This window comes from Shewanella sp. SR1, assembly GCF_020447145.1.
GTDB classification, from domain to species: Bacteria; Pseudomonadota; Gammaproteobacteria; order Enterobacterales; family Shewanellaceae; genus Shewanella; species Shewanella baltica.
Window position 1 is genome coordinate 24,190 of sequence record NZ_JAJAEF010000004.1, and the last position, 13,314, is coordinate 37,503.

Here is a 13,314-nt window from a genome sequence, read left to right on the forward strand (position 1 = left end):
CCTAGGGTGAGTTTTTAAGGCAAAATCGACGCCGTCCACAGGACGGTGTCGCCCCTTAACTCTCTGTTCACTCTGTTGTAGGTTATCTATGCCAAGCTCAGCTTTAGCTATCATTTTTGCCCTATTGGCGGCCATTCTTATGGGCACTATCGGTGTATTAGCGCGCTTTGCCGCCCTACCCGCCGAACACATTACCTTCTACCGCTTACTACTCGGTGCCCTATTTCTATTGGCTTATATGCTGCTCACAGGTAAAGGCCAGCAAATTAGCCATAGACCGAGTAAACGCAACTTATACCCAAACAACCTCAAGATGCAGGATTCAGCGGAAATTTAACGCACTTTAGGCAAGGCGGTTATTTGCGGACCTAGTGGACTAAGTTAAAAATAACCAACACAGCATAAAGTGCGTTAAAACCCGCCGGGACGGAGCGCCTAGGGCACTCCACTTCCGTGTTGCATCAATTCAAAAGGTAGCCGACATTCTGTCATTGATGCGCCTTGAATTGAAGCACCCTAGGCGCTCTGAAACTCGTATCTTGAGGTAGCTTGGGTATATAATGGCGCTATGCTCGCGGGTTTTATGGCGTTTTACATTGAAGCCATTCAGTACACCCAAATGGCCAATGTGATCATGATTATTTACTTAGCCCCTGTGGTGTCGGCTATTTTCGCCCATTATTTCTTTGCCGAAAAACTCACCTGCTTAAGAATGGCAAGCGTAGTGGTCGCGCTGATGGGCTTTATGTTAATGATCCCAACAGGGCCGCAGCAAGCGAGCAATCACACTGAATTATTAGGCTATTTTTATGCCCTACTCGCCCTATTAACCTACAGCGGGTTTATGTTAATTAACCGAAAACCGAGTCTGAGTTCCCCCTACCAGAGCACTTTAGTGCAGCTTAGTGTCGGCGCTTTATGCCTGTTGCCCTTAGTGATAAATTCACCGCTGACGCCAAGTTTGCCGCAAATTGCTTGGTTGGTCGCGATTGGATTCTTCCCCGGATTTTTAGCAATATTACTGGCAGTAAAAGCCCTGCGGCAATTGCCAGCAGTCACCTTTGGCACTCTCGCCTATGTGGAACCGGTTATCGTAGTGACGCTGGCATGGTGGATATTTGGTGAAACCTTGAGCCCAATGCAATTAAGCGGTGTCGGCTTGATTATTCTAGCCGGTATTAGCCAAGGCTTTATCAGTCAACGCAAAGTGCGGGTTGCGAGCGAGTAACCCACAGGACAGTCGCCGAGACGACTTTAGACAACAGAACTTTAACCAACAGGACTTTTACCAACAGAAGCCAAGTTGCTGAAATAATGTGAAGAAAATAGTGTAAGCTCGACAGAGGATTGATTGAACATTTAACTTAAGATGTGCAACTAAGACTTAAGATCAGGAGGTCAAATTGAGAAAGCTACTGTTAGTCATCAGTATATTTTTGCTCAGCGGCTGTTTAGGCATGCCTAAACTCGTTCAACCCGTTAATGATTTTGAGCTGAATAAATACTTAGGTAAATGGTACGAGATTGCGCGCTTAGATCATTCATTCGAAAGAGGGTTAAGCCAAGTTAGCGCAGAGTACAGCCTGAAAGACGATGGCGGTGTGATGGTCATTAACCGTGGATTCTCAGCGGCTAAAAACGAATGGAAAGAAGCCGAAGGTAAGGCCTATTTTGTCAATGGGGACTCAGAAGGCTATTTGAAAGTCTCCTTCTTTGGGCCATTTTATGGATCGTATGTGGTCTTCGAATTAGATCATGAAAACTATCAATACGCTTTTATATCAGGACCCGACACGGGTTATTTGTGGCTACTGGCTAAAACCCCGACTGTGCCACCCGAGGTATTGCAAAAGTTTGTTGAAATATCTAAAGCCCGCGGCTTTGATACCGACAGTTTGATTTATGTGCAGCAAGAGTCTGCGCAATAACGAGCGTCGCTAATGCGCTAGAATCAAGTACACGAAAAGCTAATCGCTAGATAATAGACAGATAACAGATACAAAAACGCCGCAATGCATTGCGGCGTTTTGATTTATGCAGCTAAATCACGAATAACCTTAGACTTCGATACCTTTGCTAGCAAGGAACTCATCGTAAGTGCCTCTGAAGTCATTCACACCTGTGTGAGTCACTTCAAGGATACGGTTTGCCAGCGATGATACAAATGCACGGTCATGACTCACGAAAATCAAGGTGCCTTCGTACATTTCCAGCGCGTTGTTTAATGATTCGATCGATTCCATATCCATGTGGTTGGTCGGTTCGTCGAGCACTAAAATGTTGGCTTTTTGCATGATGAGCTTGCCGAATAACATACGACCTTTCTCACCACCAGACAGCACTTTGACTGACTTTTTAATGTCGTCAGAACCAAACAACATACGGCCTAAGATGCCACGTACTGATTGGTCGTCATCTTCTGGTTTGCGCCATTGGCTCATCCACTCGAACAAGGTCATTTCGTTAGCGAAATCAGACTCATGGTCCTGCGCATAGTAACCAATGTTGGCGTTTTCAGACCATTGGATAGTACCGGCATCCTGCGGGATATCGTGGATCAGGGTACGTAACAGGGTCGTTTTACCGACGCCGTTTTCACCCAGTACCGCAATGCGCTCGCCCACTTCAACAATCAAGTTTAAGTCTTCAAATAGCGGCGTGTCGTAGCCTTTAGTTAGGTTTTCAATCACTAAGGCATTACGGAACAGTTTCTTCTCTTGCTCGAAACGAATGAAGGGGTTCACACGACTAGAGGCTTTTACTTCGTCTAACTTAATCTTGTCGATTTGACGGGCACGTGATGTGGCTTGTTTCGCCTTAGAAGCGTTAGCCGAGAAGCGTGCTACGAAGGTTTGCAGCTCAGAGATCTGGGCTTTTTTCTTCGCATTATCAGACAATAAACGCTCGCGAGCTTGGGTAGCCGCTTGCATATATTCGTCGTAGTTACCTGGGTAAACGCGCAATTCGCCGTAGTCTAAGTCAGCCATGTGAGTACAGACTGAGTTTAAGAAATATCTATCATGCGAAATGATAACCATAGTACTGCTACGTTGGTTCAACATGTCTTGTAACCAACGGATAGTGTCGATGTCCAAGTTGTTGGTGGGTTCGTCGAGCAGCAGCACGTCTGGATCAGAGAACAGGGCTTGCGCTAATAGTACACGCAGTTTTAAACCCGGTGCGATTTCAGACATCAAACCAAAATGGCTGTCGATACCGATACCTACACCTAACAGCAATTCACCGGCGCGAGATTCGGCGGTATAACCGTCCATCTCAGCAAAATCCATCTCTAGGTTGGCTACAGTAATGCCGTCTTCTTCACTCATTTCAGGTAAAGAATAAATACGGTCACGCTCTTGCTTTACCTTCCACAGTTCGCGGTGGCCCATGATCACGGTATCGATCAGGTTGAATTCTTCATAACCGAACTGGTTCTGGCTTAGTTTACCCAGACGCTCATTCACATCTAACGAGACGTTACCGCTGCTAGGGTCTAGATCACCACACAGGATCTTCATGAAGGTCGATTTACCACAGCCATTTGCGCCGATAAGACCGTAACGGTTACCACCGCCAAATTTAACTGAGATGTTTTCAAACAGTGGCTTAGCGCCGAACTGCATGGTGATATTTGCTGTTGTGATCAAAATGAACTTCCAAATCGAGTAATGTTGGCCGAGCCAGCTGGCGCCGCTTTAAATAAGCATAAACCAAATAACGCTATGCCGAAGGGGTAAAAATAAACGTGGCACTATAGCAGTTTGGGCTAAATTATCAACTACCAAGGCTGATCAAAAGCCAGAGGGAATGCCGAAATCGCCGCACAATGCCTGCGTGAGAAGCGTAATTAATTTTACCCTATTGGCTTAACTTTCAATGTATTCGAGCAGAATGACAATCTGATGACCCGTAGCGTCGAAAACCTTGCCAACGCCAAAGGCTAATGTGGACATAGCCCTAAGCTAACTCAAGATACCCGTTTCAACATTTTGAGTTAGCTTAGGTATCGACAGCTTATAACTTCTGCCGTCTTAAGCGGTTGGCGTTCGTGACGACAGTGAGTGAAGACAAGGCCATGGCGGCGCCCGCGATCACAGGGCTTAATAACATTCCCGTGAGTGGATAAAGCACGCCCGCCGCAACCGGAATGCCTAAACTGTTATACACAAAGGCGCCGAACAGATTCTGCTTAATATTGGTAATTGTCGCCCGCGACAATGCCAATAAGTTAGCAATCACTATCAACTGCTGCGACAGCAGGGTGATATCCGCACTTTCAATCGCCACCTCAGTGCCCGATCCCATAGCAATCCCAACATCGGCGCTCATCAGAGCAGGCGCATCGTTAATGCCATCCCCTACCATAGCCACCACATGTCCTTGCTTTTGCAAATCCAGCACATGCTGTTGTTTTTGCTCGGGGAGTACCCCGGCAATCACTTCGGTGATGCCCACTTGGTCGGCCACCGCCTGCGCCGTTTGTGGGTTATCCCCCGTTAACAGCACAACGCGAATACCCCTTTGCAGCATGGCCGCGATGGCGTCTTTAGCATCGGGTTTAATCGGATCGGCCAGCGCGATAGTGGCCACTAACTTGCCCGCTTTGGCGACATAAATCGGAGTTTTACCTTGCTTTGCAAAGCTTAATGTCGCTTTTGGATCTAAGGCACTGCCATCGGAATTAACAATATCCAATGCCCTCATCAAGGCGAGATTACCAATCGCCAGCGATACGCCATCGACCTTGCCCTCAATCCCCTTACCTTGATGGTTCGTAAATGCCTGCGTGTCGGGTAATTGCGACTGTGATTCCTTGGCATAACTGACAATCGCCCCCGCTAACGGATGCTCAGAGTGCTGCTCAAGGCTCGCAATCTCGCCCAGCAAAGCTTCTTTATCGGCATCACTCAGCGTTTGCACTAAAGTAAAATCAGTAACTTGTGGCTTGCCTAAGGTAACTGTACCGGTTTTATCCAGCACCACACAGTCGACTTTACTGGCGGTTTGCAATGCCTCGCCATTTTTGACTAGCACGCCCATTTGGGCGGCGCGGCCAACGGCCACCATGATAGACATAGGTGTCGCCAGTCCCAGCGCACAGGGGCACGCTATGATGAGCACGCTCGTCAACACCACTAACGCATGGCTTAAGGCGGGTGCTGGCCCCACAAAATACCAAATTGCCGCTGCCAACAGCGCTATAGCCACCACAGTCGGGACAAATACCGCTGAGATTCTGTCAGCCAATCGACCTATGGGTAATTTCGAGGTTTGCGCTTGCTGCACCAGTGCGATGATTTTGGCGAGTTTGGTATCTTCTTGCCCCGCCGTTACTCGGTAAACTAAGCTGCCGTTGCCATTGACTGTACCCGCACTCACACTGTCGCCGCGATTTTTAAGCACGGGAATGGGCTCACCTGTGAGCATGGCTTCATCGAGTAGGGATTGCCCCGTTTCAACCTCACCATCGAGGGCAACTCGGTCACCGGGGCGCAAACGCAGCTTATCGCCCAGTTTCAGCTGACTTATCTCAACCTTTTCATCGCCCTTATCTGTGATCCGAATCGCAGTGGTGGATTGCAATCCAAGTAATCGCTGCACCGCTTCACTGGTTTTGCCCCGCGCTTTAAGTTCGAGTCCGTGACCTAAGTTAATCAAACCTAGAATCATCACACTCGCCTCAAAGTACACATGGCGGGTATCCATAGGGAATGCGCTCGGCATAATGACCACCAGCATGGAATAAGCCCATGCCGTACTGGTGCCCAGCACAATCAGCGTATCCATGTTAGTGGTTTTGGCTTTCAGCGCCCGCCACATGCCTTGGTAGAAGTGTCCACCCGTGGTGACAAGCAAGGCCAAGGTGACCAGTCCCATAATGCCCCAGCCAAGCTGCATAGCTGGACTATTGATCATCATCTCGCCGCCCAATAATCCCCACAACATCATAGGCACGCCCACGACGAGCGCCGCTATGGCTTGGCGCATCCGCAGCCGATACTCAGTGGCATCTTCAAGGCGTTTTTCTTCGGCGGCGACTTTTGCATCCACCACTACCTGCGCTGGATAACCTGCATTTCCCAACACAGTTAAGGCGGTATCGGCGCTCATCTTGCCTTCTACCGTCACTTGTTTATCGGCGAGATTAACACGCGCCTCGACGCCCGCTTGGGCGGCAAACGCCTTTTCAATTTTCGCGACGCAGCCAGCGCAATTCATATTGGCGACATAGAGTCTGGTCATAGACATGGGAGATCCCTCACTTGATGTTTTACACTATAGGTCTAAGATAAAGTCTCCCATTGCGGGAGAGTCAAGGATGAATTTGCTCAATGTGATCACATCGACAATTAATTGCTGGGCGAAAAACCATTCAGTTGCTCAATGAAGAGGTCAAGATGAAGATAGGCGAAGTGGCAAAACAAACGGGCTTGAGCGTTAAGAGTATCCGTTATTACCATGATATTGGCTTAGTGTGCGGCGAGCGCAATGAGGCGGGTTATCGGGTTTATCGCCATCAAGATATTGAAGCGCTTAAGTTTGTGCATCAATGTCGCGACTTAGGTTTTAGCCTAGAGGATTGCAAATCCTTGCTTGGCCTTAAGGGCAATGAAAGCCGGAATGCCGAAGATGTTAAACAACTTACCCGCACTCACCTTGCCTATGTCGAAGGGCAAATCAATAAGTTGCAACAGCTTAGGGCGCAATTACAACATATGGTGACCCAATGCCAAGGCGGCGATCAGCCCCACTGCGCCATTATCGACAGCCTAAGCCATGAGGACCACGAAACTGACATAGACAAATCCCAAAAAGACCAAAGCCTGCACGATGCAGGCTCTGAGTGTTGTCGTAAAGCCAGTCGCAATAGCGACGGCCAAGAGTCATAACGGTAAATACTGCGTTATTGATTGCGGACTAAGGCCGGCTTTAACGCCGCAGCATTATCCAGCACCAATGTTGCTAGCTTACCCGCAGGGGTGAAGTTAAACACTTGCCCATAAAATGCGAGTTCGGTCTCTAATCCTGCGGCCCTGTGTTCTGGCTTCCAACCGCCGTGTGGCTCATCTTGATAGGCAATATAAGCCGTTGGCACACCTCTGACTTTTAATGCTTCATAAATTTGTCGCGACTGCTGTGGCGGCACAATTTGATCCCGCAAGCCTTGAAAAATTAACAAGGGCTCATTCAAGCCTTCAAGATGATACAGCGGCGACAGCTCCCTATAACGGGCTTGATTGTTCGCATAGGGACCAATGAGCTGATCTAAATACCCAGTCTCAAACTTATGGGTACTCTTGGCCAGCTGTTCAAAATCACTGATCCCCGCGTAACTGACACCCGCTTGAAACACATCATAAAAAGCCAAGGACGACATCACAGTCAACCCACCTGCGCTTACGCCTCGAATCGCCAGTTTTTGTCCATCAACCCAACCTTTATCGACTAAATAACGGGCCGCATTGACTGCATCTTCCACATCGGCTTGGCCCCATTTTCCGTAAATACTCTGACGATAGGCACGGCCAAAACCACTGCTACCGCGAAAATTAACATCGAGCACCGCAAAGCCACGGCTGGTCCAAAATTGAATGTCACTGCGATAAGCCAGACTCGCCCGCGCCGTTGGGCCGCCGTGCAACATCACTATGAGCGGCGGGCGGGTATCATGGGGCGCAGTATAGTTGGGGTTAACTGGCCCATAAAAATAACCGTAGGCTTGCTGGTTAACGCCGGTTTTAAAGGTGATATTTTTTGCCCGAGAAATATAATTGGGATCAAGCTTTGGCAAGTTAGGCGTATACACCAACTCAGTGCCACGGCCGATGACTTTATAAATGCCCTTCTCTGGCGTTGCCTTAGCGCCAACAAAATAAACAGCATCTTCGCCCCTGATCACTTGGGTGATTTCGCCGAAATCGACGGCTAAGGACTCGGTCAAACCCGAATCCAAATGCAACCGAATTAGCGCCGCCTGACTGCCAAGCATATAACTGGCAATGATGGTTTTTTCGGATTCGAAGGCGTAGTTGTGATTGCCTAAATACCAATCGGCCACGGCAAACTCGGCTTTTTTGTTCAGTACTGGGGCTAAGGTATTTTGTGCTGTGACTCGATAGATATTCCACCAGTTACTGATATCCGACACGACATACAATTGTCCATCAGGGCTGAATAATGGCTGTGTCACGGAAGAATCCGTAGGCGTGTTAACCTTACGAATATTGTGCAGTTGCCCTTTGCGGTCGAGATCGCCAAGCCAGAGAATACTGTTATCCCATGGCATATAGGGATGTTCCCACGTGATCCACGCCAGTTGGCTGTTATCGGGCGAGATGGCAGGCGAAGAAATAAAGTCATGCCCCGAGACAAAAGTATCGCCTTCGCCGGCAAAGTTAAGATTGATTGTCACAAGGCTCGCCTTGGGCTCACCGGGCTGGCGATGATCCTCGCGCACACAGATAATCCGCGACCCTTTAGGATAAGCGATACAGTCAGCATGACGGGTGCCATTAGGCGTTAACGGCAGTGGAGGTTGATTAGGGGCGAAACGATAAAACAGTTGATCCTGTGCCTTAGTGGCAAACAAACTCTGGCCTATCCCTAAAAAGGCGGCGCCGCCGTATTCATGGACGGCGGATTTAACATTAAAGCTTGGCGGCACGACGTCGGCGATATTGCCCTTTTTATCGAGACGCTTAATCCCTACTTGGCCTTGCTTATCACCATCAGATTCAGAGAAATAAATCGCCCCATCTACGCTTTGTAACTCGGCGACATTATCGGCCTGTTCAAATACATCATTCGCCGATAAGGGAGACAGCCAACTGCCATAGGGCGCAACAATACGCCCACCATTATCACTAAGATGCGGTGTTTCTTTGTTCGAGCGCTCGCAAGCCCCCAAACAAAACAAACTCCCTAGCACCCATAAATATCCATGTAACTTCATTGTTTCTCCCCAATGTTTGCCAACTGCACAAACCGAAACAAAATAGGAACTTGCAGAAATTGGTTATTTTTTTAATTTTTTTAAGAACCAATTTACCACTTGCACTTGCTGTACTTGCGTTAAGCCAAAATAAATACACACCCAAGGTGAGATAATGAAAAACCACGGGATCACGGCCACAGAGCGACCACTGAAGAGCAGAAAAAAGAACCCGCAATAGATCACAATCAACCCTAGGACACCCACGATTAACATCATGCGTTTAGTGATTTTCTCAAGCCAGAGGGCTTTATCCTGCCAAGACATCCGGATGTAAAGCTCCATTACATGCGACAAACATGTATGTAAAGTTATGTAAAAAAACTGGAGGGCGATTGTTGAAGGTTAACAACTAAATGTCAACTCCAACAGTGAAATCTAAATAAATCCAAAGACTGAGTGCAAAATGCCATTATGTTTCTTTACTCAATAAAAAACCGAGCCTCAGCTCGGTTTTTATGAATATCAATAAGATATCGTCATTACAGACGAATACCACCATCGATTTCGAACACGCGACCATTTACATAGTCGTTCTCAATAATAAAGCGTACGGTAGAGGCTATCTCGTCGGCATGACCAAGGCGTCCTAATGGCACTAGCTTCTCTAAACGCTCCAGCGCCTCAGGTTTCATTGCCGCCGTCATCTCAGTAGCGATAACGCCCGGTGCAACCGCTGCGCTACGGATATTGTAACGTGCTAATTCCTTCGCCCAGCCAACAGACATGGCCGCAACGCCCGCTTTGGAGGCGGCATAGTTCGACTGACCCATGTTACCCGCTTTCGCTAGGCTAGAGATGTTGACAATCACGCCCGCTTGACCGGATTCAATCATGGCCGCTGCCGCCTCACGACCGCAGAGGAAGCTGCCCGTCAAGTTCACATTGATCACAGATTGGAATTGCTCATAAGACATACGGTCGGTGACTTTGCCGTCTTTGGCTTTGACTAACAGGCCATCACGCAGAATGCCGGCGTTGTTCACTAACACGTTCACTTGGCCAAAATCTTCGAGAATATAGGCAAAACCTGCCACGACGTCTTCTTCGTCGGTAATGTCTAAGGCATAACCTTGAACTTCAGTGTCCGATCCAAGCTCAGCACAGGCTCGCTCGAGTTTTTCTTGGTCCACGTCGATAAGCGCTATCTTAGCACCCGCCTGCGCAAAATTTTGCGCCATTGCTAGACCTAAGCCACCCGCGCCGCCAGTAATGACGACAACCTTATCTTTTAAATCCATCTGGTTATCCCTTGTTAACTATGTCTATTTTTTAAGTTGTGCAAATTGTTCAAAAATACTGGAAAAATCTCGGCGGCCATTGCCTTGTCTTGCATGATTCACATACAAGCTGCGGGCTAAAGCGCCCATTGGCGTGCTGGAGTTGCTCAATAATGCGGCTTCTTGGGACAGACCGAGATCTTTAACCATCAAATCTACCATAAAGCCGCCCTGATAGCCCTTAGAAGAAGGTACAGTCTCCATCACACCTGGGCATGGATTGTACTTCTCTAATGTCCAGTTACCACCACTGCTGACCTTCATAATGTCGGACAAGACTTTGGGATCGAGACCATGGTCAATGCCCATTTGCAGCGCCTCTGAAGTGCCGACCATCAACACAGATAACAGCATGTTATTGCAGATTTTAGCGACTTGTCCCGCACCTGGGCCACCGGCGTGGAATATGTTCACCCCCATAGCTTTCAGCACTGGCTGACCCCGCTCAAAAGCGCTATCGGAACCACCACAAATAAAGGTTAAAGTACCCGCCGCCGCGCCTGCTGTGCCGCCAGAAACCGGTGCATCCATAAACTCAATGCCGCTTTTAGCCGCTTCGGCCGCTACCAATTGCGCGCTTTGCGCATCGATGGTCGAGCAATCGATCAGTAAAGTATCACCCGCAACCACTTCGAGCAGTCCTTTGTCTGTGCCATTGCCTAAATATAAACTTTTCACATGCTTGCCCGCAGGCAGCATAGTGATCACCACATTGGCACCTGCAGCCGCGCCGCAAGCCGTACTAGAAACAAAGGCCCCTTGCTCGGCAAGGCTTTGCATGGCTTCTGGGACTAAATCAAATACACGAACCGTCATGCCCGCTTTTAATAAATTGGCCGCCATTGGGCCGCCCATATTGCCTAAACCGATAAATGCTACTGTACTCATGCTGTCACTCCTGTGTGCTGTTCTTTTTTAGTGTAGTGATACTGCTAGTCCATTGATTATGCTGTCGTTATCACAGAATAAAGCGAGCTTGGCTGAGCCTATACACTCAGCACTATTCAAGTCTGCGTTAATAAACTCAACGCTAGCCAAGTCTATGCATAATCAACTCAACGCTTAGCTCAGTTGGCTAAAGGGATGCGCCTCGCCCCAAGGGGAAGTCAATATTTGCTCAAGTACAGCGGTAGGCACTGAGTTAACATCCTTAAAGCGCCACTGGGGTTGTCTGTCTTTATCAATCAAGAGTGCGCGAACCCCTTCACAGAAATCACCATGGGCACACACGTTAACGCTGGCGGTTAATTCCCATTTAAAACATTCAGCTAAGCTTAACTTAGTACCAAGTTGTGATTGGATATTAACCAGATGCCAGCTGATAGGACTGCCCGCAAGGAAGGTGTCACGCGCCTTCATTAACCAAGCATCCTCCGAGGCTAACGTCGACATACGGGTGACAATATCCTCTAAGCTCCCCGCCATCAGTCGGTCGATATTATCTTGGCTGTCCGCCAATACACTTTCGCCCTTAGGGATATCTACTTGATTAGATAACTCGTTGATCATGCTATCTAAGCGTTGATGATTAAGCGCTGGTGTATCGCTCCAATCTAAGGTGGCCATGGCATCGAACATCAGTTCTTTGTCGTCACGGTTCAGGTAATGATCCGCAAGGCCCACATAACAGGCATCGGCGGCATTGAGTTGATAGGCCGTGAGCCCTAAAAACAGTCCCATTTTGCCCTGCATACGATTAAGGAAATAACTGCCGCCCACATCGGGGTACAGGCCAATCGTCACTTCAGGCATAGCAATGCGCGAGGTTTCAGTGACGACTCTGTGGCTCGCGCCCGCCATCAAACCGAGCCCGCCGCCCATCACAATCCCGTCGCCCCACACCAACACAGGTTTGCCATAGGTATGCAGTAGATAATCGAGGCGATATTCCTCTTCGAAGAAAACCTTTGCCTCCTCAGTCACTTGTCCTTTAGCGGCAATGGATGCATGGTATAAAGCGCGCACATCACCACCCGCACAAAAAGCCTTCTCACCGCTGCCATCTAACACGATACAAGCGACAAGCGAGTCTTTCTTCCATAGATTGAGCTGCGCCGTCATAGCGCGCACCATGTCTAAATCTAAGGCGTTGAGGGCTTTTTCCACATTGAGTGTCACCACCCCAATCAACTTACCGGACGCGGTGGCTAAGGTTTGAAAAACCACATTTTGCGTGGTCGTGGCCTGATTTACGTTATCTACTACATTAGTCATTAGCGGTTCTTCCAATCAGCTTTACGTTTGCCCAAAAACGCATTCACGCCTTCGGCCTGATCTTCGGTATCAAATAACCCGACAAATAATTCACGCTCAATCGGCAGCGCTTGGCTACGCGCCATAGTGCGGCCCGCTTGAATGAGTGTTTTGCACGCTTTGACGCTGCTTGGGCTTTGGTTAGCGACTTTAACTGCCAACGCGATTGCCGCATTGAGCGCTTCGCCCGTTTCGACCACTTCTTCAACTAAACGCAGATTCAAAGCTTGAGTCGCATCGACGCGCTCACCGCATAAAATCATCCGTTTAGCCCAACCTTCACCGACTAATGCGGTCAGATTTTGGGTGCCACCCGCGCAAGGTAATAAACCTACGGTCGCTTCAGGCAATGCCATCACAGCTTGGATTTCGGCGATGCGAATATCACAGGCCAGTGCGACTTCTAAACCGCCGCCCATGGCATAGCCGTTAATCGCGGCAATCGATACACCGCGAAATTGACTTAGGGTTTCAAAAGCTTCGCCAAAGTACTTTGCCATCGTCGCCGCATTGCCTTTGTCGCCGTCACTAAACAGCTTCAAATCTGCACCGGCAGAGAAGAACTTTTGCCCTTGGCCCGTTAACACTAAGGCATAAATTTCTTTATTCGCGTTCAGCTCAAGCACTTTGGCTTTGAGCGCCTGCAAACTCTCGGCGGTCCAAGTGTTTGCCGGTGGATTATTCATCGTCAGAATGGCCGTATGGCCTTCGATACGTTCTACTAAATATTCCATCTGTATAGACTCCTTTTATGTTATCGCCAACCGATAAGTCACACTTCTTGCG

The 13,314-nt window shown here is 48.6% G+C and carries 10 protein-coding genes and 2 pseudogenes; 4 read left to right on the top strand and 8 right to left on the bottom strand.

Features of this window, described 5'->3' with window-relative positions; translation table 11 throughout:
* Positions 1–88: 88 nt before the first annotated feature.
* From KV201_RS04855 to KV201_RS04865, 3 genes and pseudogenes are all read left to right on the top strand, one after another.
* Positions 89–289, top strand: a pseudogene (locus KV201_RS04855) (EamA family transporter); the annotation flags it as partial.
* Positions 290–559: 270 nt separating this feature from the next.
* A pseudogene (locus KV201_RS04860) lies at positions 560–1,228 on the top strand (DMT family transporter); the annotation flags it as partial.
* A gap of 175 nt (positions 1,229–1,403) precedes the next feature.
* Positions 1,404–1,928 carry a lipocalin family protein gene (locus KV201_RS04865; RefSeq protein ID WP_107946988.1) on the top strand — a complete coding sequence of 175 codons (525 nt, stop codon included), beginning with the start codon at positions 1,404–1,406 and terminating at the stop codon, positions 1,926–1,928.
* 129 nt (positions 1,929–2,057) lie between these two features.
* Here the strand turns inward: KV201_RS04865 and KV201_RS04870 are convergent, their stop codons facing one another.
* Entirely contained in the window at positions 2,058–3,650 is a 1,593-nt protein-coding gene (locus tag KV201_RS04870; RefSeq protein ID WP_080514475.1) for an ABC-F family ATPase, read from the bottom strand.
* A gap of 367 nt (positions 3,651–4,017) precedes the next feature.
* Entirely contained in the window at positions 4,018–6,252 is a 2,235-nt protein-coding gene (locus KV201_RS04875; RefSeq protein WP_226058686.1) for a heavy metal translocating P-type ATPase, read from the bottom strand.
* Positions 6,253–6,401: 149 nt separating this feature from the next.
* On the opposite strand from KV201_RS04875, the gene KV201_RS04880 reads away from it, so the two are divergent.
* Positions 6,402–6,893: a MerR family DNA-binding protein gene (locus KV201_RS04880; protein ID WP_012088749.1), complete on the top strand. Its 492-nt coding sequence runs from the start codon at positions 6,402–6,404 to the stop codon at positions 6,891–6,893.
* Positions 6,894–6,907: 14 nt separating this feature from the next.
* On the opposite strand, the gene KV201_RS04885 is transcribed toward KV201_RS04880, so the two are convergent.
* The 6 genes from KV201_RS04885 to KV201_RS04910 all read right to left on the bottom strand — a co-directional run bounded on the left by KV201_RS04885 (position 6,908) and on the right by KV201_RS04910 (position 13,262).
* Complete coding sequence (locus KV201_RS04885) at positions 6,908–8,956, bottom strand: S9 family peptidase (protein ID WP_226058687.1); 2,049 nt, start codon at positions 8,954–8,956, stop codon at positions 6,908–6,910.
* A gap of 63 nt (positions 8,957–9,019) precedes the next feature.
* On the bottom strand, positions 9,020–9,262 hold the full coding sequence (locus KV201_RS04890) for a hypothetical protein (protein ID WP_226058688.1): 243 nt from the start codon (positions 9,260–9,262) through the stop codon (positions 9,020–9,022).
* 215 nt (positions 9,263–9,477) lie between these two features.
* Positions 9,478–10,236, bottom strand: coding sequence for an SDR family oxidoreductase (locus KV201_RS04895; protein WP_226058689.1), 759 nt, complete (start codon positions 10,234–10,236; stop codon positions 9,478–9,480).
* A 24-nt stretch (positions 10,237–10,260) separates the two neighbouring features.
* Complete coding sequence (gene mmsB / locus KV201_RS04900) at positions 10,261–11,163, bottom strand: 3-hydroxyisobutyrate dehydrogenase (RefSeq protein WP_226058690.1); 903 nt, start codon at positions 11,161–11,163, stop codon at positions 10,261–10,263.
* A gap of 174 nt (positions 11,164–11,337) precedes the next feature.
* Positions 11,338–12,489: an enoyl-CoA hydratase/isomerase family protein gene (locus tag KV201_RS04905; protein ID WP_226058691.1), complete on the bottom strand. Its 1,152-nt coding sequence runs from the start codon at positions 12,487–12,489 to the stop codon at positions 11,338–11,340.
* A complete protein-coding gene (locus KV201_RS04910; RefSeq protein WP_226058692.1) occupies positions 12,489–13,262 on the bottom strand; it encodes an enoyl-CoA hydratase in 774 nt (257 codons plus the stop codon). The genes KV201_RS04905 and KV201_RS04910 overlap by 1 nt, the downstream gene beginning before the upstream one ends.
* Positions 13,263–13,314 lie beyond the last annotated feature (52 nt).